Origin of the sequence: Sphingopyxis sp. USTB-05 (genome assembly GCF_023822045.1) — a bacterium.
GTDB lineage: Bacteria > Pseudomonadota > Alphaproteobacteria > Sphingomonadales > Sphingomonadaceae > Sphingopyxis.
This window is the reverse complement of the sequence record NZ_CP084712.1, coordinates 3,037,695-3,060,563: the sequence shown is the minus strand read 5'-3', so window position 1 is coordinate 3,060,563 and position 22,869 is coordinate 3,037,695. Positions and strand designations below refer to the sequence as shown.

Below are 22,869 nucleotides of genomic sequence, written 5' to 3'. Positions count from 1 at the left end.
GGGCGGGGAGGTTGCGACATGCGCCGCTTGTGCCGTTCCCGGCGATGCTGCACAAGCCGGGGATGGCGACGACGAAGGGGGATGTCGAAAAAGACGGCGCGCCGTCGGGGGCTTGGCGCAGCGGTTTGCACGTCGCGGCGCGTATGATCATCGATTATGCGTTACCACCGCGTTGCCCCGGCTGCGGAGTTGTCGTCGGCGAAGACCGGCAATTTTGTCTGACGTGCTGGTCCTCGCTCGATTTTCTCGATGGACCGTCCTGCTCGCGCTGCTCGATCCCACTGCCGACAAGCTTGTCCGGCGGATTTGTCGAATGCGGCGCGTGTCTCGCAAACGCTCCGCCGTTCGAGGGCGCTCCCGCTGCCGTCGCTTACGGTCCCGTCGCGCGCACGGTGGCGCTTCGCCTCAAATATGCGCGGCGTACCGGCCATGCGCGGTTGATGGCGCGGCTGATGGCGCGGCAACTTAATATGCTCGGCGATATGGAGGCGATGTTGCTCGTTCCGGTGCCGCTGCATCGCTGGCGACTCTGGTCGCGTGGGTTCAACCAGGCCGCGTTGGTCGTCGACGAACTGTCGCGGCTGACCGGCGTACCCCACGACCACCACCTGCTTTTGCGGGCCAAGCCGACCGCATCGCTGCGCGGCAAGGGACGGCGTGAGCGTGAGCGGATCGTTGCAGGCGCATTTGCGCTGGCAGCGGATGCCAAGGTGCGGGCCGCGGGGCGGCATCTGGTGCTGGTCGACGACGTCCATGCCAGCGGCGCGACGCTCCGTGCGGCGGCGCGCTTGCTCGGACGCCTCGGCACGGCGCGCGTATCGGCGCTTACCTGGGCCCGGGTGGTCCCCGAGGCCCTGATGACAGGCAACATATTTGACTTTGCTTCGTTGGATTCCGATATGACGGACCTAGTGATGACAGGATAGCCGCATGGCCAAGATCGAAGTGTTTACGAAATTTTTCTGCCCTTATTGCTCGCGCGCCAAGGCGCTGCTCGATCGCAAGGGCGTCGAATATCAGGAAATCGACCTGACGACGGACCGCGCCGGATTCGACGCCATGGTCGAGCGCGCGGGCGGCGCGCGCACCGTCCCGCAGATATTCATCGACGGGAAGCATATCGGCGGCAGCGACGACATGGCGGCGCTCGATGCGCGCGGCGGCCTCGATCCGTTGCTGGGACTGGCCTGACTTGATCGTTTTCGACCTTTGTTGTGCCGCCGGAGATCACCGTTTCGAAGCCTGGTTCGCGAGTAGCGAGAGTTTTGCTGATCAGCAGGTGCGCGGGCTCATCAACTGCCCCGTGTGCGGCGACGACGATGTCAAAAAGGCGGTGATGGCACCCCGGGTCGGCGCCAAATCCAACCAGCAACTTGTGGCTCACGCCCCTCGGGAAGCGGCTGGGCCGGGGGAGCCGTCGCCCGAACTGGTGCGTAAATTGCTCGCGGATATTGCGGCGAAACAGGCCGAGATGCTGCCGCAGTCGCGCTGGGTGGGCCGCGATTTCGCCGACGCCGCGCGCGCAATGCACGAAGGCCGAGCGACCGAGGACCTGATCCACGGCCAGGCGTCGCCCGAAGAGGCGCAATCGCTCCGCGACGATGGGATCGCAGCGATGCCCCTGCTCGTACCAATTGTTCCGCCCGAAGCAGCCAATTGATCCATCGCGATTGACGCTTCGCTCGCAGCGCCGCTACACGAACGACGGCGCACCCGTAGCTCAGCAGGATAGAGCATCAGATTCCTAATCTGGGGGCCACTGGTTCGAATCCAGTCGGGTGCACCATTATTTGAGTTCGAAAAGCGTCGGTTCGTCCGGAGGCGGGGTTTCGATGATCAGCAGGCCAAGATGCATCGCCTGCGTTATGAGATGCGCGCGGTTGCGCGCGTTCAGTTTCAGCCGCACATTTTCGATATGACGTTCAACGGTTCGCGGAGCGATATTGATCTCAAGCGCGATCTGCTTGGCCGAGCAGCCGACTGCTACCAATTCTAGTATTTGATGCTCACGAAAGGTCAAATGCGGTTCGGTGTTCAATGCGTTTCGATGCACGGCGCAATCCCCTGACACCCAAGGCGTAGACTCTGTGCGACCGACGAGCATCTTTTGCGCGGCAATAGCCGCAACCCACCTGCTCTGCTTTCGATGATATATGTTTGTGCGCTGTTTATCAATTAACCTAAGCTAATTAACTATCTAGCGACACTGCCTATGACAATAGGCCTATGATATTGAAATTCAGTCTTAATCTGCCCTGAAATGCTAAGGAAATTTACGTAAGTGATTTTCCTTAGCTGTTCATACACACGAATTCCTTGGTTTTTATGCGGATGGATTCAACACCCGCAAAGGCAGATGAGACTCGCAAACGGGGTCGCCGCAAATACCAATTCCAGATTGGAGACGTGGCGTGCAAGGTCTGTCGGCAGAGTTTCAACGCGGGTCCATTCCGCAGGATACCATCCTAAAATTTCGTAAAGGCGAGATTATTTTTTCGCAGGGCGATCCGGGTGATTGCTGGTTCGAAGTCATCTCGGGAACCGTCAGAACCTGCCATTTTCACGTCGATGGCCACCGCCAACTGACCGGCTTCTTCTATCAAGGCGATGTCTTTGGCGTCGAATATGGCGCCCGCGATGCTGCGGCCGAAGCCGTCACCAACACGATCCTGACCCGCCGTCCGGCATTGAACGTCGATCCCGATTCGTTTGGACAGAATCGAGCGCTCGAACGGGCGCTGGACAGTGCGAACCAATGCATATTCCTGCTCGGTCGCCGCAATGCCAATGAGCGCGTTGCCGCGTTTTTATTGATCGCGGCGAAACGGCTGTCGGCGCTTGGCAGCGTTCCGTTGCCGATGACGCGCGGCGATATCGCCGATCATCTGGGCCTGACGATCCATACGGTTAGCCGGACGATCTCGGGCTTTGTTCGTCAGGGGCTGATCGAGCTGGAGGGCCCCCAATTGTGCCGGCTGGTCGATCTCGACGGGCTCCGCGCGATCGCCGGCGAGGAAATGGGCGTTGCGATCGACAATATGGGTGCGATGCGGCCCCGGCGAACATTCACTGGGCAAGGGGCAGGGGCATGAGCGGCATCGTTGCTCCGCCGATGCTGCGCCATATGGGTGTGGCGGCGGTCGGCCTTTCGGCGGTTCTTACGCCCTCGCAGGCCGAGGCGCATGAAATGCCGACGCTCGAATGTTTGTGCGAAGCGTTGCCATTTCTGGATACTGCGCCGACGTGGAACACGGCGATAGCCGCGGCGCCGGCGGGTTCGGGGGGCGTTGCGGAAAGCCCGCCGGCCGCGAGCGTCGAGAGTGAGATCGAAGCGCTGCGCCGGATCATCGCGGAGCAGCGTGCGCTAATCGATCAGCAGAACACGATGCTCGTCGAACAGCGGCAACAGATAGTGAAGGTGCAGGGACAGTTGATCGCCCAGCAGGCACAGATCGACCGTCTCTCTTCCTTTGCCCTCGCCGAGGCCCCGCTTGAGATGTTTCGCGGAACGGGCATGGGGGGGCAAGGTGTGGCCGGCCCCGCGCTTCCCGGTCCAGGGAGCGACGCGGTCGCCCTGCCGGATGCGCCGGTGGGCGAGGCGCCGCCGCCGGAAGAGCCGACTGAGCAACGCGTTGCCGCTGTTCCAGAGGGGCAGGGCGTGTTGACGCGCGCCGGCAATCTCATCTTCGAACCCTCGTTCGAATATACGCGCTCGTCGACCAATCGCCTTGTGTTCCGCGGGATCGAGCTGATTCCCGGCATCCAGATCGGGCTGATCGAGGCGACCGACGCCGACCGCGACACGCTCGTCGGCACCGCCTCGCTCCGCTACGGGATCAGCGACCGGCTCGAAGCCGAGGTGCGCATACCCTATCTCTATCGCAACGATCGGATCGAGGTCGTACAGCAGCGAGACGAGGGTATCGTCCGTTCGATCGCGCTGCGCGAGGACGGAATCGGCGATGCGGAATTTTCGCTGCGCTATCAATTCAATCGCCCGGTCGGACAAAAACCGATCTTCGTCGGAACGCTGCGCGTGAAGTCGGATACGGGCAAGGGGCCGTTCGAGGTCGGTTACGACGAATTCGGCGTCGCGACGGGCCTTGCCACCGGTTCGGGATTTTGGGCGGTGCAGCCAGGGGTCAATTTCCTGATGCCGTCGGATCCCGCAGTGATCTACGGCGGAATGGCCTATCTTTACCATATCCCGCGCGACGTAAATAAGATGGTCGGGGATGTGATGATCGGGCGCGTTGATCCGGGCGACGCCGTTTCGGCCAATATCGGTTTCGGTTTCGCGCTCAATCCGCGCTTTTCCTTCTCGCTTGGCTATCGGCACAACTATATCTTTCCGACAAAGACCGAGATCGGCGATACGCGTCAGAAATCGAACTACCTGCACGTCGGTTCGCTCAATTTCGGTATGTCCTACCGTCTGACCGAGCGGGACGTCTTAAACCTCGGCTTCGAAATCGGCGTGACCGAGGATGCGCCGGACGTGTCGATCACGCTGCGGATGCCGTTCGGCGGCAAGATATAAATCCCGACGCCGAAAGTTCGGAACAGCAGTTATAACGAAAGAAGCCCCGCCTGAAGAGGCGGGGCCAGGTGAACCGTCCCTGTCGAAACGGGGGCGGGGGGTCGTTCAGTTCCCGAGTGCGCTGACCGTTTGAGCGCCCATCACAGATCCGATCGCATCGCTCATCCGGGTTGAAGCAATTGCGTCGCGGAAACCTTCATAACCGCTGAGGTCGAGCACGGCGTCGACCTGCTGATTCAACGAGACGTTGCTGGCGGTGTTGATCAGGACATTCTGGATTGCATCGGTGCTCTGGACGAGCGCCGTTTGTCCGTTGTTCGCGAGGAACACCGATTCATCGCCCACCCGCATGGTGATGCCGCCGCTGGTCAAAATGCCGCCCTGAACCTGCGCTGCGCTGACCGCGGTCAGCGACGGCGACACAAAGCGTTCGATCGTCTGTCCTTCCGGCGTCCAGCTGACGATCGTGCGGAGCGCCAGCTCATCGTTCACGAAGCTGCGGATATCGGCGCCGAAGGAAATGGTCATGCCCTGAAAGGCGAAGCCGCCGCGCTGAATGGCGAGCACTTCGTCGGGTACGGTCTGTGCCTCGGCCAGCAGGGTTGCATCCTCCGGCTCGCTCGCGGCGAGGAGCGTGGGCGCGAAGACGAGCAGGAGGATGCGTGGGGACATGGTTGATCTCATTTCACGGTACCGACGCGCACATCGAGCAGGATCTGCGGCGACAGCTGATACTGAGGGGGAAGGTTGGTCGTCAGATCGCCGACCGATACATGAAGCGACCCTTCTCTTTCCAAGGGAGCCCGTGACCAGGGACCCCAGTCACCGGCGAGATTGAAGGAAGGGCGCTTCTGTCCGCCCTCCACGATCGCCAGCGCAATGCCATTCCAGTGCTTCTCGAAATCCGCGAGCGAATATTCGTTGAGGCCGAGCACCGAATCGCCGGTGAGTACGCGATCGCCGCGCACGCCTTTGATCACGACGAAATGCTTGAAGCCCTTAAGGTCCATCAGGACGATCGTCGGACGCTTGACCTGTTTCAATTGTTCGGCGGTGATCCGGAATCCCTCGGCGCGGTAGCCGCGCGTCGCGAGATAATTCTTCATGTCCAGCATCGAGAAGCCGACTTTGCGGATCGCTTCGCGGTCGCCCTTTTCCCACATTGAACGGAACGGCATCGATTCGGATGTCGGTGCGCCATAATGATAGGTGAGCAGGGTCGCGACGGCAGCGGAGCCGCAGCTAAAATCATACCGCTGGCGAATGACGGAACGGAAAGGGATGTCCCACCAGGTCATCACGTGAAGCTGGTAATTGCCGCCCGTTTCGGGACCGGTGAGCCGGACCTCGGCGGTGGCCGGGGTGACGGAGAGGGCACACAGCAGGCCTGCGATCAAGAAGCGCATGCGCCGCATCGCGGGCTCAATCGCCGAGGTTGATGGTCAGGTTCATACCACTCTGGGCACTCACCTGCGCACCGGTGTTGATCAAAAGATTGCCGACACCGTTGAAATTGGACAGCGCAAAATCGCTCAGCGTGACCGCGCCGGCGGTATAGTCGCCTTTGAGGACGTTGCCGCTGACGATCGAGTCCATGGTCTGATTGGTGATCACGAGCGATTGGCCGCCGCGCAATGTTTCAAGCTCGGCATCCTTCAACATCGGCGACTTGCGTTCGGCGCGAACCGGCACGTCCGCGGTCACCACGATGTCGGACGGAGCCGCCTGGGTCACGATCGGGAGCTGGGCTTGCGGAGGAGGCGATTGCGCCCAAGCCGGCGTTGATAAGCCCGCCATGAGCAGCAGGACGATCGGGGGTTTCATGACACGGGCGCTCCTTGAAAGCGAAACTGGTGTAAATGGCCGGCCCGCCAGTGGTGCCGGGCCGGCCATCCGGGGGGACGCTTAGTCGTCGCCGCCACCGCCGCCGGCTGCGGCCGGAGCGCTGTCGCCGAAGCTGACCGTGCCTTGTGCTGCGATGTTGGTTGCAGCCTGGGCATTCGAGTTGATGCCCGTGTTCCAAGCAGCGTTCAGAATACCGGCATATGCCGCGAAGGCGCTGCCAGAGACCGAGTTGTTGCCGCTGTTGTAGCCGACAGCCGTATCGGTGTCGTCTTCACCGTCCAGATCGACGAGTTCGTCCATCTGTTGGTTGGTGTTGGTTGCGGTGAGAACCTGGAACGCAACAACGGAATTATTGCCGTTGCCCGAGCCATTGCCGTCATTGTCCTGGTCGTCGTCCGAGAAGGTGTCGGCCGCATTGTCCTGTACAAACAGATCGATCAGGTCGTTGACGACAGTGGTGTCGTTGCCGAGGCCGCCTGCGGCGCCGGTCGTGGTGTTGTCGTTGTCCTGATCTTGGCTGCCCTGCGCGAAGGCGGGTGCGGCCGTGACAGCAAGAGCCAGCGTCGACACCGCCAGCATGACTTTCTTCATCATGACTTCTTCCTCTCGATAAAAGGGGATGGCTCGCGATGCCCGAACGGCATTGCTGATGCGGATCCTCCCCGACTCCGTCCGCATCGGTGCGAACAAGGCGATCATGATCCGCCGATGCCTCGCCCGCTTTGCGAATTCACAATGTCGGGCGTGGAGAAATACCCAGATGATCCCCGTAGGGGGATTTGCGGAGGTCAGTCGGGACGAGAATCGTAAGTACCGCCGGCGAAATAATCCTTGAGCCGTTTCCAAAGGCCTGCACGTCGGGAGTGCTTGTAGACGAGGTTAGCCGCCACGCTCAGCGACACCATCGTGCCCTTTCCGGGTGCGCTGTCGATTGCGAATTTGCCGCCGATCCGTTCGGCGCGTTCGCGCATGCTGATCAGTCCGAAATCCGCCTCGCGCCGACTTTCGCGAGGAATATGCTCGGGAATGGCCGCGCCATCAGCCGATATCCGCGCGCATCGTTGCACGCCCCGCCGCGTCACGCGCCCACAAGCGCGCGGTGTTGCCATCGCGGGCAAGGCAGAGGTCGAAGGGCGCGCCGTCGACGAGAGGCGCTTCGGCGCGGAAGCGGAAATGGCGCGGCTTCGCGCCAGCCGTGGATTGCAGGAAATGATCCATCAACAAGGTCGCGATCAGCGGACCGTGGACGACGAGACCGGCATAACCCTCGATATCGCGGGCATAGTCGCGGTCATAGTGGATGCGGTGCGCGTTGAAGGTAAGCGCCGAGTAGCGGAACAGCAGTACCGGGTCGGGCGTCAGGCTGCGCACCGCGTCGGCGGGCTCGGATTCTGGCGGGGCGACCGGAAGGGCGGCGGGCGCGGGAACCGTCGGCGCGGGTTCGCGAAAGACGATGTCCTGTTCCTCTCGGATCGCGGCGACGCCGTCCGCCGCAATGTCGTGACGCAGGGTAACGAATAGGAGGTCCCCGCTCGCGCCGCGTTTGGGCTTGATCGCCTCGATCGTCGTGACGCGGGTCAGCGCGGCGCCCACCGCGACCGGCGCGAGGAAGTCGATGCGGCTTCCCGCCCACATGCGGCGGGGGAGAGGAACGGGGGGCAGCAGACCCGTGCCGTCACGGCGCGGATGGCCATCCTCGCCGATCACCGACTGGCGCGCATCGGGCAGGAAATAGAGCCAATGACCAAGCGGCGGCACTTCGCCGGGAACCCATGGCGAAACGTCATGATCGAGCAGCGCGGCGAGGCCAGCGAGCGGGGCAGCGGTGGCGACATCTACGCGCGTTTCGCTGCGACCGACCCAGGCGGAATAGTCGTCCATCAGAAACTTTTGGGCAGACCGAGCGCGTGGGTCGCGACGTGGCTCAGGATCAAATTCGTGCTGATCGGCGCGACCTGATAGAGCCGCGTCTCGCGGAATTTGCGCTCAATGTCATATTCCTCGGCAAAGCCGAAGCCGCCGTGCGTCTGGACACACATATCGGCGGCGTACCAGCTCGCCTCGGATGCGAGCATCTTCGCCATATTCGCCTCGGTCCCGCCATCCTGCCCGGCGTCGAACAGGCGCGCCGCCTTGTCGACCATCTCGGCCGCTGCGGCGACCTGTACATAAGCGCGCGCGATCGGGAACTGTACGCCCTGGTTTTCTCCGATGGCGCGGCCGAAGACCGAGCGGTCCTTCGCATAGGCCGTGGCGCGGTCGATGAAGAAGCGGCCGTCGCCGATGCATTCGGATGCGATCAGGATGCGTTCGGCGTTCATGCCCGACAGGATATAGCGAAAGCCCTTGCCCTCCTCGCCGATCAGGTTGGCGGCGGGAACCTCAAGGTCGTCGAAGAATAATTCGGTCGTCGCATGGTTGAGCATCGTGCGGACGGGGCGAATGGTGAGGCCGTTCCCTTGCGCCTCGCGCATGTCGACGAGGAGGACGCTCATCCCGTCGGAGGGCTTCGCGCACTCCTCGCGCGGGGTGGTGCGGCAGAGCAGGACCATCAGGTCGGAATGTTCGGCACGGCTGATCCAGATTTTCTGGCCGTTGACGATATATTTGTCGCCGACCCGCTTGGCAAAGGTGCGGATGCGCGTGGTGTCGGTGCCTGCGGTCGGTTCGGTGACGCCGAAGGCCTGCAGCCGCAGTTCGCCGCTGGCGATGGCGGGAAGATAGGCCTGTTTCTGCGCGTCCGATCCGTGTTTGAGCAGCGTGCCCATCGTGTACATCTGTGCGTGACACGCACCGCCGTTGCAGCCCGAACGATGGATTTCCTCGAGCACCGCGGTTGCGGCGCTCAGCCCCAGGCCCGATCCGCCATATTGTTCCGGGATAAGGACCGAGAGGAACCCCGCCTCGGTCAACGTGCGGACAAATTCGGTCGGATAGATGCGATCGCGGTCAAGCCGCTGCCAATATTCGCCGGGAAATTCGGCGCAGAGCCTGCGCACTGCATCGCGGATTTCCGGGTGGCTCTGCGACTGCGCTTCGGACATCGGCTTTTGGCTCTCCCCTTGGTGTGGGGAGAGCCTTAGAATGCGAAGCTGTTTCGGCGCAACTGAAACAAGCGCTAAACGCTTGGCAGGTCGAGTCCCTTTTCGCGCGCGCAGTCGATCGCGATGTCATAGCCCGCATCGGCGTGGCGCATCACGCCGGTGCCGGGATCGTTCCACAGCACGCGCTCAAGCCGCTTCGCCGCCTCGGGCGTGCCATCGGCGACGATCACCATGCCGCTGTGCTGCGAATAACCCATGCCGACCCCGCCGCCGTGGTGGAGCGACACCCAGGTGGCGCCGCTCGCGGTGTTGAGAAGCGCGTTGAGCAGCGGCCAGTCGCTGACGGCATCGCTGCCATCGCGCATGGCCTCGGTCTCGCGATTGGGGCTGGCGACCGAACCTGAATCCAGATGGTCGCGGCCGATCACGACCGGAGCTTTGAGCTCGCCGTTGGCGACCATCTCGTTGAAGGCGAGGCCAAGCCGGTGGCGGTCGCCGAGGCCGACCCAACAGATGCGTGCGGGCAAGCCCTGGAACTGGATCTTCTCGCGCGCCATGTCGAGCCAGTTGTGAAGGTGAGCATTGTCGGGAAGCAGTTCCTTCACCTTGGCGTCGGTCTTGTAGATATCCTCGGGATCGCCCGACAGCGCCGCCCAGCGGAACGGACCGATGCCGCGGCAGAAGAGCGGGCGGACATAGGCCGGGACGAAGCCCGGGAAGTCGAACGCATTTTCGACGCCCTCATCCTTGGCCATCTGCCGGATATTATTGCCATAGTCGGTTGTCGGGACGCCCGCGGCCTGAAAGTCGAGCATCGCCTGAACATGCACGGCCATCGACGCCTTCGCGGCCTTGGCGACCGCGACGGGATCGCTCTCGCGTTTCGAAAACCATTGGTCGAGGCTCCAGCCGGCGGGGAGGTAGCCGTTGACCGGATCGTGCGCTGAGGTCTGGTCGGTGAGCAGGTCGGGACGAATGCCGCGGCGGACCATCTCCGGCAGGATCTCCGCGGCGTTGCCGAGCAGGCCGACCGACACGGGCTTGCCCTCGGCATGGCTCGCCTCGATCATTGCGATCGCTTCGTCGATGCTGTTCGCCTGCTTGTCGAGATATCCGGTGCGCAGGCGCATCTCGATGCGGCTCGGCTGGCATTCGATCGCAAGACAGCTCGCGCCCGCCATCACGGCCGCGAGCGGCTGCGCGCCGCCCATGCCGCCCAGCCCGGCGGTGAGCAGCCAGCGCCCCGCTAGACTGCCGCCATAATGCTGACGGCCCATTTCGACGAAGGTTTCGTAGGTGCCCTGAACGATGCCCTGGCTGCCGATATAAATCCAACTTCCGGCCGTCATCTGGCCGTACATCATCAGGCCCTTTTTATCGAGCTCATGGAAATGCTCCCAATTCGCCCATTCGGGGACGAGGTTCGAATTGGCGAGCAGGACGCGCGGAGCGTTTTCGTGAGTGCGGAAGACACCGACGGGTTTGCCCGACTGAATGAGCAAAGTCTCGTCGCCTTCGAGCCGCTTCAGCGTCTCGACGATCTTGTCATAGCTTTCCCAGTCGCGCGCGGCGCGGCCGATGCCGCCATAGACGACGAGTTCGTGCGGTGCTTCGGCGACGTCGGGGTGCAGATTGTTCATCAGCATCCGCATCGGCGCTTCGGTGAGCCAGCTTTTCGCACTGATCTCGCTGCCGGTGGCCGGGCGGATCACGCGGCTGTTATCGAGTCTTGGATTCAGGGGGCGGGTGGTCATGAATGTCCTTTCGCAAAATCGAGGGTCGCGGCGATCACTTGCTCCAGCACGGGCCGGATCGCGGGATTGGGGGCAAGGGTGGATGGCCAGTTGGCGTGGGTGATCGGTTCGGGTTCGGTCATGTAGCCGCGCTGTGCCAATTCCATTTGGATGGCATGAATGCCGTCGTCGGGGCGGCCATAGTGGCGCGTTGTCCAACCACCCTTGAAACGGCCGTTGACGACATGACTGCGGCCGCTCGCGGCGCAGATGTTCGCAACGATGGTTTCCAGCTCGGGCGCACAGGTCGCGCCCCCATTGGTGCCGATGTTGAACTGCGGCAGTTCGCCGTCGAACAGGCGCGGGACATGGCTGCGGATCGAATGCGCGTCATAGAGGACGACGCGGCCATGCGCCGATTGCAGGCGGTCGAGTTCCCGTGTCAGCATATCGTGATACGGTCGGTGGTAAGAGTTCAGCCGCTGCATGATCTCTGGCTCGTCCGGTGGATCAAAGCGATAGAGCGCATCTCCGTCAAAGGTCGTCGTCGGGCACAGCTCGGTCGTCGCCTGTCCGGGGTAGAGCGACGCGCCGGAGGGATCGCGGTTCATGTCGATCACGCTGCGCGAGATGTCGGTCGCGACCAGCGTTGCGCCCAGATCGGCGGCGAAGGCGTAGAGCTCGGCGATCCACCAGTCGGTGTCGATCTGCGCGTGCCAGGGTGAGACGAACTGCTCGTCGAGACCCGCCAGATCGGTCCCGCCGTGTGGGAAGGAAATAACGAGCGGCGCGTCGCCGCGATGGACGCGCAGCCAATCCATCAGCCTACGCCCGGCAGGCTGGCGGGTACGGCAGCGACGAGGCTGCCGGTGCGGATCAGCGCGGTTGCGGCCTCCATATCGGGATGGAAATGCCGGTCGTCTTCGAGCGTCGGCACCTCGGCGCGCAGATGCTTGTGCGCCGCCTCCAGCGCATCGCTCGATTTCAGCGGCGCGTGGAAGTCGATGCCCTGGCACGCCGCGAGCAATTCGATGCCGATCACCGCGCTGACATTGTCGGCCATGTCGAGCAGGCGGCGCGCGCCGTGTGCGGCCATCGACACATGATCCTCCTGATTGGCCGAGGTCGGGATCGAGTCGACGCTGGCGGGATAGGCGCGCTGCTTATTCTCGCTGACGAGCGCGGCGGCGGTGACCTGCGGGATCATGAAGCCCGAGTTGAGGCCGGGACGCGGCGTGAGGAAGGCCGGCAGACCCGAAAGTGCGGGATCGACGAGCATCGCGATCCGCCGCTCCGAAATCGAGCCGATCTCGCACAAGGCCATCGCGATCATGTCGGCGGCAAAGGCGACGGGCTCGGCGTGGAAATTGCCGCCCGATAGTGCCTCGTCCCCAAACGGACCAGCTCCGGCAAAGATCAGTGGATTGTCCGAAACGCCATTGGCCTCGATGCCGAGCGTCGTTGCGGCCTGTCGCAGCAGATCGAGCACGGCGCCCATCACCTGCGGCTGGCAGCGGAGGCAATAGGGGTCCTGCACGCGCGGATCGTCGATGGCGTGCGAGGCGCGGATCGCCGATCCGGCCATCAAAGTGCGCAACGTGTCGCCGACCTCGCGCTGGCCCGCATGGCCGCGCAATGCGTGGATGCGCGCGTCGAAGGGGGCGTCGGAGCCTTTCGCGGCCTCGGTCGAAAGCGCGCCGGTGATGAGCGCCGAGCGGAAGACGGTCTCGGCGCGGAACAGGCCCGAGAGCGCATTGGCGGTCGAAAATTGCGTACCGTTCAAAAGCGCAAGGCCTTCCTTCGGACCAAGGTCGAGCGGCGCCAGGCCGGCCTGCGCCAGCGCTTCGGCGGCGGGCAACGTCTTGCCGCCGACCTCGATCGCCCCGACGCCGATCATCGCGGCGGCCATATGCGACAGCGGCGCAAGGTCACCGCTCGCGCCCACCGAACCCTGCGACGGGACCACGGGGGTGAGGCCTTTCGCCAGCATTGCCTCGATCATCGCGACGGTTTCGCGTTGCACGCCCGAGGCGCCCATGCCGAAGCTCGCAAGCTTCAGCGCCATCATCAGCCGCACGACCTTTGTCGGTGATGGAGCGCCGGTGCCCGCGGCATGGCTGAGCACGATATTGCGCTGGAGCGTCGCCAGATCGTCGTCGGCGATACGCACGCTCGCTAGCTTTCCGAAGCCGGTGTTGATGCCATAGACGGGCGCGCCTTTCGCAACGATACGCGCGACCGCGGCAACGCTCGCGTCGATCGCTTCCCATGCTCCGTCGCTTAGTTCAGCGCTCGCGCCCTCATAGATTTCACGCCAGTCGGCGAGCGATATATGCCCGGGCTCGATGATCATTGTCCGTCCTTGATGCGTTGGTGAAGTGAGTTGAAGCCGATGCGATAGACAAGTTCAGCGGGGTCGCTGACGTTCCAGATCGCGAGATCGCATGCCTTGCCGGGCTCGAGCGTGCCGACCTCGGCGCTTAGCCCGAGCGCCGCCGCGGCGTTGACCGTCACGGCGCGCAGCGCCTCGACGACCGTCAGGCCGAACAAGGTCGCGCCCATGTTGAGCATCAGCAGCAGCGACGTCGTCGGCGAGGTGCCGGGGTTGTTGTCGGTCGCGATCGCAATGCGCGTGCCATGGCGGCGCATCGCGTCGATGGGCGGCAGCTTGGTTTCGCGCATGAAATAATAAGCGCCGGGCAGCAGCACGGCGACGGTTCCGGCCTCGGCCATCGCGCGGACATCATCGTCGGTCGCATGTTCGAGATGGTCGGCGGATAACGCGCCATGCCGTGCGGCGAGCGCGCTGCCGTGGAGCGCCGACAATTGTTCGGCGTGGAGCTTGACCGCGAGGCCGTGCGCCTGCGCCGCCTCGATCACGCGCGAGCATTGCGCGGGCGAAAAGCCGATGCCTTCGCAAAAGGCGTCGACCGCGGTCGCGAGCGGCGCCGCCGCGGGGATCATCTCGCCGACGACGAGGTCGATATAGGCGTCGCTGTCGCCCTTATATTGGGGGGGCAGCGCGTGCGCGCCGAGAAAGGTCGGTTCGATACGGACCGCGCGGTGATCGCCAAGCGCGCGCGCGGCGCGCAGCATCTTGAGTTCGTCGTCGGTCGACAGGCCATAGCCCGATTTGATCTCGATCGTCGTGACACCCTCGGCGATCAGTGCGTCGAGACGCGGGAGCGCGCTGGCGACCAGTTCGGCCTCGCTCGCCTCGCGCGTTGCGCGCATCGTCGAAACGATTCCGCCGCCGGCGCGGGCAATCTCTTCATAACTCGCGCCCGCCAATCGCATCGCCCATTCGTTCGCGCGATTGCCGCCGTGGACGAGATGCGTGTGGCAGTCGATCAGCCCGGGGGTGATCAGCCGGCCTTTGCAATCATGCACCGTTCCTGTCGCTGCTGGGGCGCCTTCGGCCGGACCGGCATAGACGATTCGGCCGTCCTTCGCGGCCACCACGCCATCGTCGATCAGGCCGAGGTCTCCATCGGCCATCGTCGCGAGTCGGGCGTTCGTCCAGTGTTGCTCCATCTGGACACTGTCGTTCTTATGCGCCATTATGTCTAGACATAATATGAGGACGACAGGTGATGGCTCTCTGGTTCGAACGTGCGTGGATCGACAATGGATGGAAAAAGGACGTGCGGCTGGGTGTTGCCGACGGCCGGATCGCATCGATCGAAACCGGTGTTGCGGCCGAGCCCGATGACGAACGGCATCGCGTCGCGCTTCCGGGTCTTTGCAACGTCCACAGCCACGGCTTCCAGCGCGGCATGGCCGGACTTTCTGAGCGCCGCAGCCGCCCCGACGATAATTTCTGGAGCTGGCGCGAGATCATGTACCGCTTCCTCGATCGGCTAACGCCCGAGGATGTCGCGGCGATCACCGCGCAGGCCTATGTCGAGATGCTGGAGACGGGGTTCACCCGCGTCGGCGAATTTCATTATCTGCACCATGATCCGGCGGGCGCTGCCTATGCCGATCGCGCGGAAATGGCCGGCGCGATCGTGCGGGCGAGCGCCGAAACGGGTGTCGGTTTGACGCTGCTCCCCGTCTTTTACGCGCATGGCAATTTCGATGCGGCGCCGCCGAGCCCTGGGCAGCGGCGTTTCCTCAACGACATCGACGGCTTTGCCGCGTTGCTCGACGCCTCGCGGTCGAAACTCTCCGGCGACGCCAATATCGGGGTCGCGCCCCACTCGCTTCGCGCCGTGACGCCCGATGAACTGGCGGCGCTGCTCGACCTGTCGCCGACGGGGCCGGTGCATATCCACGCCGCTGAACAGGTGAAGGAAGTCGCCGACTGCGTCGCATGGAGCGGCGCGCGACCGGTTGAATGGCTGCTCGATAACGCCGGGGTCGACGAACGCTGGTGCCTCATCCATTCGACTCACCTTGATGCCAACGAAGTCCCTCGGCTTGCCGCAAGCGGCGCGGTCGCCGGACTGTGCCCGATCACCGAAGGTAATCTGGGCGACGGCATTTTTCCGGCAGTCGACTATCTCGCCGCGGGTGGGCGCTTCGGGGTCGGCACCGACAGCAATATCCTCGTCGATGCGGCGCAGGAACTGCGCGCGCTCGAATATTCGCAGCGCTTGGCGCAGCGCGCGCGCGCGTTGCTTGCAAGCGACGCGGCGCCGTTCGTCGGCGCCAATCTCTTCGCAAATGCCGTAAAGGGCGGGGCGCAGGCGCTGGGCGTGCCGGCCGGACTGGCCGCCGGGCACGCCGCGGACATCGTTTCCCTCGATCTCGATCATCCCGTTTTCGCGGGAACCGACGATGCCACGCTGCTCGACCGCTGGATATTTGCGGCACGCTCAGGTGCGATCGACAGCGTTTGGCGCGCGGGCGTCAAGCGCGTCGCGCATGGCCGTCATGTCGAGGGCGAGGCAGTCGGTGCGACCTATCGCGCCTGCGTCGCGCGGCTGCTCGCATGAACCCTGCGCGCCGTATCCGCGACGAAATCACCGCGTCGATCCAGACTGGCGAATGGCGCCCCGGCGACCGCGTGCCGACCGAACAGGAACTCGCTGCGCGCTACGGTTGCGCGCGCGCGACGGTGAGCAAGGCGCTCGGCGAACTTGCCGCATCGGGGTTGGTCGAACGCCGACGCAAGGCGGGGACATTCGTAGCGCATCCGCCGGTCCATTCGGCGGTGATGACCGTGCCCGACCTTGCCGAACTGATCGCGGCGCGCGGCGAAGCCTATCGCTGGGAACTGACGTCAATCGAAACATCGACGGCGGGCGAAGAGCTATGTCCCGGACCGGCGCTATGCATCGAGGGCGTCCACATGGCGGCGGGCGAGGCGTTTGCGCTGGAGCGCCGCTTCATCGCGCTCGGCGAAGTGCCCGAGGCGGCGGATGCCGACTTTGCGCAGGAGGCGCCTGGAACCTGGCTGCTCGGCCATATCCCTTGGACGCAGGCGCGCCACGTGATCCGCGCGGTGAACCCGACGCGCAAGGAAGCGGGGCTGCTCACGGGCACTGCCTGCCTCGAACTCGACCGGACGACCTGGCGCGCGGGCCGCGTCGTGACGCATGTGCGGCAGCTATTTCGCGGCGATCGTTTCGATCTGGTCGCCGAATTCAACGCCGGGCCGTGACGAACTAGCCGAAGGTGAAGGCATAGGCGCGGACGCCGGGGTCGAGAAATTCGATTTCGAACGTCCGCGCCTTCACGCCCGCCGACTGTCGGACCAGTTGATACAAACGGTCGCCGGTGACGACGCCCATCCCGTTTGCATCGACATCGACGCCGTGATCGCCCGCGGGCGGCTGTCCATCGAGCGTCACCCGAAAGCGCGCGGGCTTGCCGTCTGGCCGCGCGCCGAGGACGAGATGCAGGTCGCGGGCCTGAAAGCGGTAGCGTATCCGCGCGGACGCCGCATCCGCACGCGCGTATTCGCCGCCGACGGTCCACCGTCCGGCGAGATTCCATTGGTTCGGGCCGATCGACGCCGGGGCGTCATATTGGGCCGAGCTGTCGGATTTGAACCGCTGCGGCGCGGCGAGGTTCTGGGCTTGGCGATAGCCGACATAGGTTTCGCCCGAGCGTAGTTCGGCCCAATCGGGCGATGCCTCGATGCCCTTTCCGATATCGCCGGTTAGCGGCGCATGGATCGGCCTTCCGTTCGCTTCGGCCAGCAATTCCTGAAGCAGCCGCTCGGACGCCGCATAATCGCCTTCGCCCAAGCGGTGGCTGCGGACGCGGCCCTTGGCGTCGATGAAATAGAAGCCCGGCCATCCGTCGTTGCCGAATTTCTGCCAGGTGGCATAGTCGCTGTCGAGCTTGACCGGCCAACTGACGCCCAACTCCGCGACGGCGCGCCGGACGTTGCCGACATTCTTTTCGAACGCGAACTCGGGGGTATGCACGCCGACCACCACCAGGCCGTCATCCTTATATTTTTGGGCCCAGTCGCGAAGATAGGGGAGCGGGCGCAGCGAGTTGATGCACGAATAGGTCCAGAAATTGACGAGGACGACCTTTCCGCGCAGCGCTTTCGGTGCGTCATTGCCCAGCCAGGGTCCGTCGGCGTCCAGCGCGGCAAGGGGGCGGACAGACGTCTCGGCAGCGCCGGCGACGGGGATTGGGCGAGCGACGAGCGGCCCCCCGGGAATGTCGCCGAAACAGGCGACGACGGCGCCCACCGCGGCAAGCGCTGCAATGCTGGCGAAACCGAAACGGCGTCCTTTGCCGGGCATAAACTGTCTTTCCTTCGATAAAAGATGCTTCACAGGCCGAGGATCATGCTTGCGCTTGGCGGCCGCAATGACACCTTCGTTTACGCGGACAGAAAAGTTACCTGCCGCGCGCGGCGGCTGCGCGCGCCCGCTTGAACGCGGTGGACCGACGGTCTCCGCACGGATCATCCTGTATCCGGCACGTGCTCGCGCGGTCCGCTTGTATTCGCCGAGGGCCCAGGCATGTTGCATCGCAACAATATCATGCAAATTCAGGGAGCCTCCCCATCCCATGACAAAGATCGACTTGGCGCTCCACGGTGCGCCCGTTCGAACGCCACTCGCCAAAGCGGCACGGCGCGATGCCAAAATATGGCTCTGTCTCGGGCTGATCGCCCTGGACGCGGCCGCGCTCGCGGTCGGCTTTGCGGTGACGCTGATGATCGAACAGCCGCGCGTCATTTCGGATGGATTGCTGACCGCGATGCTGGGTGCCCTGTTCGTCCATTTCGCGATCGCATTCCAGAATCAGGCCTATAATCCGCGCTGCCTGACGCATCCGGTCAAAAGCGTGCGGCAGACGCTCTTGTCGTTCGCGACAACCCTGTTCGTCTTCCTGTTGGTCGCCTTCTCGCTACGGATCACCGGCAAGGTGCCGCGGCTCGCCATCGGGATGGGCATGGTGACCGCGGTGACGTTGCTGGTGGCGCAGCGGCTTCTGATCTGCCGAATGGTGCGCCGCGCTTTCGGCGATATGACCGCCGAACTGGTCATCGTCGACGGCGCGAACCTGCCGTCCTCCTACCTTGATCGCGAGATCATCGACGCGCGCGCATCGGGGCTGCGGACCGATCTGGACGATCCCTATATGCTCGATCGTCTCGGTACGGTGCTGCAAGATTATGATCGCGTGACGATCGTTTGTGCCCCCGCGCATCGGGCCGAATGGGCGCGCGCGTTGAAGGGCGTCAACATCGTGGGCGAGATCGTGATGCCCGAGATTGCCGAACTGGGCCCGCTCACCACGCGGCAGCGCGGCGGGGTGACGACGCTGGTCGTGTCGTGGGGCCCGCTCAACCGGGCGAACCGGGTAAAGAAACGCGCGCTCGACCTGGCCGTGACGATCCCTGCGCTGATCCTGTTGTCGCCGCTGCTGATGATTGTCGCGCTGGCGATCAAGCTCGATACGCCCGGCCCGGTCTTTTTCCGTCAGGAACGGATGGGACGCGGCAATCGCATCTTCCGCATCCTGAAATTCCGCAGCATGCGCGTCGAGACGACCGACGCGAACGGGGCGCGGTCGGCAAGCCGCGACGACGACCGGATCACGCGCGTCGGCAAATTCATCCGCGCGACGAGCATCGACGAACTGCCGCAGCTCATCAATGTGTTGTCGGGTGAGATGAGCCTTGTCGGGCCGCGCCCGCACGCGCTGGGTTCGACCGCCGGGGACGAGCTGTTCTGGCGCGTCGACCGGCAATATTGGCACCGTCATGCACTCAAGCCCGGGATCACGGGGCTCGCCCAGATTCGCGGCTTTCGCGGGGCCACCAACACGAAGCGCGATATTCTCGACCGGCTCGAATCCGATCTCGAATATCAGCATGGCTGGTCGTTGCTGCGCGACGTTTCGATCCTCGCGCGCACCGCGCAAGTACTCGTCCACCGCAACGCTTATTGAGGTAAAGGCTTGTGGACGGCGCTCAGCCGTCCACGATCTGCGGGGCGCGGCAGGCCAGGGCCGTGTCGAAGGCTTCGGCGCGGGTGGTGGCGCGCATCAGCCCCGCATAATCGCCCGTCCATTGATCGGCGAAACCCGCGACCTTGCCATAGCTGTTGTCGAGCAGGACGTGCGGGATGTCGAGCAGCAGCGACAGGATATGCGCGTGCAGCCGGTCGGTGACGACCAGCTCGCCGGCCGACAGCATGGTGAGGCCGCGCTGGAACCGCCATTCGGCAAGGCGCCGTTGTCGCGCGGCGCGCTGCGCCATCGGATCGCGAGTGAAGAGGCGGCCGAGCTTTAGCGACAGGCGCAGGCGGCGTTTCTGGCCCGCATCTTCCTCTAGCCAGTCGTCGGCGACGACGCCGGCGGGCAGGGTGGCCTCGTCGGCGGCGCGTTCATGGTCGGTACGGAGCAGGGCAAAGACCGGGACGGTGGCGGGGTCGCGCCGCTGGCGCCCTAGCATCAGCGCGGCATCGGGACACAGCCGGATATCGCAATCGAAATGCTGCTCGGCAAAGGCGAGCGAGCGCGCGTCGCGAACGAGCAGGGTGAATTGCCCGTGCGCGCGGATCGCCTCGGCCATTTCGGCCGCTGCGGCGGGGTCGGCATAGTGGATCGACTGCGGCATCTGGATGATCGGGCGTCCGCGATGCGTGCGCAGCAGGTGCAGGCGAAATGCTTCGTGCTTCGGCCACAGCGTCCCCATATTCCCGCCGCCATGGATCAGGATCGCCCCGCCGCCGATCGCCGCCCGGCACGCGGCGTCGTCGAAATCGGCGATCGCCGAATAATAAGCGGGAAGGCGGCCCGACCGTCGCAGATAGGCCATCTCGCCGAGCCAGATCGCCGAATCGCCGACGTTGGAATGATCGGGGAAGTCGACCAGCGCGAGCTGGCCCGCGGGGAGTACCCGGTCGAGTTGCTGCGAGAACCGCTGAGCGAGTTCGCCGACGAGCTGGTCGGCGGTCTTCTGTGTCATGTCGGGATCTTTCTAAAGCGTCTGAACAGGGAGAGGAAATGGCCGCGCCACGACCCGGAGATGGCGAGCAGCGCGATGGCATAGAAAAATCCGCCGATTGCGATGAGCAGCAGCAGCGATTGCCAGTCCGGCAGGCGCGCATCGAGCAGCCGCATCGCGATCGCGAGCGCCACGCCCATCAGCGTCGAGGCGAACAAGGGAGCGCGCACGGCGCGGAAACTGTCGATCGGTCGGATTCCAGAGGCGCGGCGCAGCAGCCATATCTGCATTGGCAGTGTCAGATAAGCGCGCCCGACATAAGCGACGGCGACCGCGAACAGCCCATAAGGTAGCGCCGCGAGCGTCAGGATCACGCCCAGCGCCAATTGCGTCGTCGAAAGCGAAATCAGGCTGCGCGATGCGCCAAGGACGCTGAGCGACGGCGAGGCAAAGAAATTGAGCGTGAACGGCACGGCCATGAAGGCGAAAATCTGTGCGAGCTGCCCGGCCTCGTCCCATTTCGCTCCGAACACGGTGGGGATCGCGATCGGCGCGAGCGCGCCGAAACCGACGAGCGCCGGAAAGGACAGAGCAGAGGCGCGCGAGATCATCCAGCGATAGGCTTCGCGCAGTTCGGCAGGATCGTCCTTCACGCGCGCGAGCGTCTGGACTGCCACCTGCGTGAAAGGTTGGATCGCGCCGCGGCCGATCAGTTCGACGGTGCGCCAGGCGGTGCGATAGACGCCGACGGCCGCCAGCCCGATTCCTGCGCCGATCGCCATCTCCTGCACGCGTACGGTGGCAAGGAAGGCGAGCTGGACATAGATCAGGCTGGCGTTGAGCATGATGTTGCCGCGCAATATGGCCCAGTCGAATTGCCAGCCGGGCTTCCAGTCATAAGAGGCGCGCGACAGGACGACGCCGACGATCTCGGTGACCAGGCGCTGGATGACGAGGCTCCAGAGGCCCAGTCCCGCAAAGGCGGCGGCCACCGCGCAGGCACCGCCGATCAACCCGCCGACGACCGAACGGAGCGCGGTGGTCCGATGCCCGAATTCGCGCAGCCGCAGCGCCATATGGGTGGCGCCAAAGGAGGATATCGGCAGCGCAAGGCTCATCACCGCAAGCGGGAGGGCGATATTTGGCGCGCCCATCCAGTCGGCGATCGGCGCCGCAAGCGCCATGATCAGGATCGCCGACACGAAGGAAAAGGCCTGTTGCGAACGATAGATGGTGTCGAGGAAGGCGGGGGTGATGTCGCGTTTGCGCGCAATCGTCTGCACCAGCCCCGCGGTCGCGATGATGCGGAAGGCTTCGGCGGTCACCGCCATCACCGCAAAGGCGCCGATATCTGCGCGCGTCAGCAGACGCGCAAGGATCACGAAGACGATGAACGAGAAAATCTGGTCCGACAGGAAGCGCGTGACCGTCCAGCCAATCGAGCTGCGACTGCGCGCGCGTAACCCGTCGTCGAAGCGGGCGGGGAGGTCAGCGCTCAAGCAGGCGTCTCGCTTTCAGCATCCGCATGCGTGCGCGTTCGAGCGAGCGCCAGGCCTTTTGCCTGACCGAATGATAGAGCGGATCGCTCTTGGGTCCGAAGCGCGAGCTGCCGATATCGGAAACGATCGCCGCTTCCAGAATTGGCGCGGGATAGAGCGCGAGATTGGGCAGGCCATGCGCCCACGACCGGTCCATCTCGTCGTCGATCGGGCGGCGGACGGTGCGGCAATGCTCGGCAAGCCGCCGCGCGCCGTCGAGCGTGATCGCATAGCCCTGCGTGCCATAGGCAAGTCCGACCAGCTCGACGATCGCGCGCGAATGCTGGAGGAAGTCGCGCCGAACGACGCGTTGCCACGTGGGGCGCTTTGCATAGAGCCTCAGGTAATCGATACCCTCGGCGTGAAGATCGGTGCGGGCGAGCGGTTCGAGATACGCCCAGTCGACGACCGTATCGTCCTCAAGGACGATCGCCTGCCGCACGCCGCGCGCGACCATGTCCTGCCAGATCGAGAAATGGCTGGCGTAGCATCCGATCTCGCCCTTGCTCATCGGGCGGCCCTTGTTGCTGCGGATCGCGGGTTCGTCGATTGTCATTCCCAGCGCGGGGGCGGTGCAGGCATCGAAGAAGCGCCAGCCGAGCGACGTGTCTTTGGCGCGCGCGGCAAAGGCTGCCCGGCGCGCTGTGGCCGTTTCGAGCGACACCACCAGCACTTCGGTTGCTACGCCCGATTCGGGTAAGGAATCACCCACTTGATATCGCCTTTTACTTGCGGTTGCGCATGGCTGCGCGGTTCAGAACCAACGACGGGCCCGACGCGATCCTTGGTAGCGGGCAAT

24 protein-coding genes and 1 tRNA gene are annotated in these 22,869 nt (G+C 64.2%); 9 read left to right on the top strand and 16 right to left on the bottom strand.

The window, feature by feature from the left end:
• Positions 1–11: 11 nt before the first annotated feature.
• The 4 genes from KEC45_RS14160 to KEC45_RS14145 all read left to right on the top strand — a co-directional run bounded on the left by KEC45_RS14160 (position 12) and on the right by KEC45_RS14145 (position 1,786).
• Positions 12–926 (top strand): double zinc ribbon domain-containing protein, encoded by a 915-nt coding sequence (locus KEC45_RS14160; protein WP_368389947.1) that lies wholly within the window; start codon positions 12–14, stop codon positions 924–926.
• Positions 927–930: 4 nt separating this feature from the next.
• Positions 931–1,191: a glutaredoxin 3 gene (gene grxC, locus KEC45_RS14155; RefSeq protein WP_252171120.1), complete on the top strand. Its 261-nt coding sequence runs from the start codon at positions 931–933 to the stop codon at positions 1,189–1,191.
• Position 1,192: 1 nt separating this feature from the next.
• Positions 1,193–1,660 (top strand): DUF1178 family protein, encoded by a 468-nt coding sequence (locus tag KEC45_RS14150; RefSeq protein ID WP_062183516.1) that lies wholly within the window; start codon positions 1,193–1,195, stop codon positions 1,658–1,660.
• 49 nt (positions 1,661–1,709) lie between these two features.
• Positions 1,710–1,786: transfer RNA gene (locus KEC45_RS14145), tRNA-Arg, on the top strand.
• Here KEC45_RS14145 and KEC45_RS14140 read toward each other — a convergent pair.
• Positions 1,787–2,038, bottom strand: coding sequence for a response regulator transcription factor (locus tag KEC45_RS14140; protein WP_238586562.1), 252 nt, complete (start codon positions 2,036–2,038; stop codon positions 1,787–1,789).
• 373 nt (positions 2,039–2,411) lie between these two features.
• Between KEC45_RS14140 and KEC45_RS14135 the strand changes: the two genes are divergently transcribed.
• Complete coding sequence (locus tag KEC45_RS14135; protein ID WP_062177956.1) at positions 2,412–3,092, top strand: helix-turn-helix domain-containing protein; 681 nt, start codon at positions 2,412–2,414, stop codon at positions 3,090–3,092.
• On the top strand, positions 3,089–4,540 hold the full coding sequence (locus KEC45_RS14130; protein ID WP_062177959.1) for a hypothetical protein: 1,452 nt from the start codon (positions 3,089–3,091) through the stop codon (positions 4,538–4,540). The genes KEC45_RS14135 and KEC45_RS14130 overlap by 4 nt, the downstream gene beginning before the upstream one ends.
• Before the next feature lie 105 nt (positions 4,541–4,645).
• Here the strand turns inward: KEC45_RS14130 and KEC45_RS14125 are convergent, their stop codons facing one another.
• The 11 genes from KEC45_RS14125 to hutI all read right to left on the bottom strand — a co-directional run bounded on the left by KEC45_RS14125 (position 4,646) and on the right by hutI (position 14,723).
• Positions 4,646–5,212, bottom strand: a complete 567-nt coding sequence (locus KEC45_RS14125) for a hypothetical protein (protein ID WP_062177961.1) — start codon at positions 5,210–5,212, stop codon at positions 4,646–4,648.
• Positions 5,213–5,220: 8 nt separating this feature from the next.
• Positions 5,221–5,946, bottom strand: a complete 726-nt coding sequence (locus tag KEC45_RS14120; RefSeq protein ID WP_193749103.1) for a C39 family peptidase — start codon at positions 5,944–5,946, stop codon at positions 5,221–5,223.
• Between the two features lie 16 nt (positions 5,947–5,962).
• Positions 5,963–6,364, bottom strand: coding sequence for a hypothetical protein (locus KEC45_RS14115; RefSeq protein WP_062177966.1), 402 nt, complete (start codon positions 6,362–6,364; stop codon positions 5,963–5,965).
• Between the two features lie 81 nt (positions 6,365–6,445).
• On the bottom strand, positions 6,446–6,979 hold the full coding sequence (locus tag KEC45_RS14110) for a hypothetical protein (RefSeq protein ID WP_152682290.1): 534 nt from the start codon (positions 6,977–6,979) through the stop codon (positions 6,446–6,448).
• A 194-nt stretch (positions 6,980–7,173) separates the two neighbouring features.
• Positions 7,174–7,356, bottom strand: coding sequence for an ATP-binding protein (locus tag KEC45_RS14105; RefSeq protein ID WP_062177971.1), 183 nt, complete (start codon positions 7,354–7,356; stop codon positions 7,174–7,176).
• A 67-nt stretch (positions 7,357–7,423) separates the two neighbouring features.
• Positions 7,424–8,266, bottom strand: coding sequence for a MaoC family dehydratase N-terminal domain-containing protein (locus KEC45_RS14100; protein WP_062177974.1), 843 nt, complete (start codon positions 8,264–8,266; stop codon positions 7,424–7,426).
• Entirely contained in the window at positions 8,266–9,429 is a 1,164-nt protein-coding gene (locus tag KEC45_RS14095; protein ID WP_062177977.1) for an acyl-CoA dehydrogenase family protein, read from the bottom strand. Before KEC45_RS14095 ends, KEC45_RS14100 begins: the two co-directional genes overlap by 1 nt.
• 74 nt (positions 9,430–9,503) lie before the next feature.
• Positions 9,504–11,183, bottom strand: a complete 1,680-nt coding sequence (gene hutU / locus KEC45_RS14090; protein WP_062177981.1) for a urocanate hydratase — start codon at positions 11,181–11,183, stop codon at positions 9,504–9,506.
• Positions 11,180–11,983, bottom strand: a complete 804-nt coding sequence (hutG, locus tag KEC45_RS14085; protein ID WP_062177984.1) for an N-formylglutamate deformylase — start codon at positions 11,981–11,983, stop codon at positions 11,180–11,182. The genes hutU and hutG overlap by 4 nt, the downstream gene beginning before the upstream one ends.
• Positions 11,983–13,515 carry a histidine ammonia-lyase gene (hutH, locus tag KEC45_RS14080; RefSeq protein ID WP_062177987.1) on the bottom strand — a complete coding sequence of 511 codons (1,533 nt, stop codon included), beginning with the start codon at positions 13,513–13,515 and terminating at the stop codon, positions 11,983–11,985. Before hutH ends, hutG begins: the two co-directional genes overlap by 1 nt.
• Positions 13,512–14,723 carry an imidazolonepropionase gene (gene hutI, locus KEC45_RS14075; protein ID WP_252171119.1) on the bottom strand — a complete coding sequence of 404 codons (1,212 nt, stop codon included), beginning with the start codon at positions 14,721–14,723 and terminating at the stop codon, positions 13,512–13,514. The genes hutH and hutI overlap by 4 nt, the downstream gene beginning before the upstream one ends.
• A 29-nt stretch (positions 14,724–14,752) precedes the next feature.
• Here hutI and KEC45_RS14070 point away from each other — a divergent pair, with 29 nt between their 5' ends.
• Both KEC45_RS14070 and KEC45_RS14065 read left to right on the top strand, forming a co-directional pair.
• Positions 14,753–16,102 (top strand): formimidoylglutamate deiminase, encoded by a 1,350-nt coding sequence (locus KEC45_RS14070; protein ID WP_202966781.1) that lies wholly within the window; start codon positions 14,753–14,755, stop codon positions 16,100–16,102.
• Positions 16,099–16,770: a UTRA domain-containing protein gene (locus tag KEC45_RS14065; RefSeq protein ID WP_062177995.1), complete on the top strand. Its 672-nt coding sequence runs from the start codon at positions 16,099–16,101 to the stop codon at positions 16,768–16,770. Before KEC45_RS14070 ends, KEC45_RS14065 begins: the two co-directional genes overlap by 4 nt.
• A gap of 4 nt (positions 16,771–16,774) precedes the next feature.
• On the opposite strand, the gene KEC45_RS14060 is transcribed toward KEC45_RS14065, so the two are convergent.
• Positions 16,775–17,872: a thioredoxin family protein gene (locus tag KEC45_RS14060; RefSeq protein WP_152682291.1), complete on the bottom strand. Its 1,098-nt coding sequence runs from the start codon at positions 17,870–17,872 to the stop codon at positions 16,775–16,777.
• Positions 17,873–18,143: 271 nt separating this feature from the next.
• On the opposite strand from KEC45_RS14060, the gene KEC45_RS14055 reads away from it, so the two are divergent.
• On the top strand, positions 18,144–19,532 hold the full coding sequence (locus KEC45_RS14055) for an exopolysaccharide biosynthesis polyprenyl glycosylphosphotransferase (protein ID WP_062178001.1): 1,389 nt from the start codon (positions 18,144–18,146) through the stop codon (positions 19,530–19,532).
• Between the two features lie 22 nt (positions 19,533–19,554).
• Here KEC45_RS14055 and KEC45_RS14050 read toward each other — a convergent pair whose 3' ends face one another.
• The 3 genes from KEC45_RS14050 to KEC45_RS14040 are packed head-to-tail and all read right to left on the bottom strand — an operon-like array spanning position 19,555 to position 22,782.
• Positions 19,555–20,553: a polysaccharide pyruvyl transferase family protein gene (locus KEC45_RS14050; protein ID WP_062178004.1), complete on the bottom strand. Its 999-nt coding sequence runs from the start codon at positions 20,551–20,553 to the stop codon at positions 19,555–19,557.
• Positions 20,550–22,031, bottom strand: coding sequence for an oligosaccharide flippase family protein (locus tag KEC45_RS14045; protein ID WP_062178008.1), 1,482 nt, complete (start codon positions 22,029–22,031; stop codon positions 20,550–20,552). The genes KEC45_RS14050 and KEC45_RS14045 overlap by 4 nt, the downstream gene beginning before the upstream one ends.
• Positions 22,021–22,782, bottom strand: coding sequence for a glycosyltransferase family 25 protein (locus tag KEC45_RS14040; protein ID WP_238586563.1), 762 nt, complete (start codon positions 22,780–22,782; stop codon positions 22,021–22,023). The genes KEC45_RS14045 and KEC45_RS14040 overlap by 11 nt, the downstream gene beginning before the upstream one ends.
• Between the last annotated feature and the right edge of the window lie 87 nt (positions 22,783–22,869).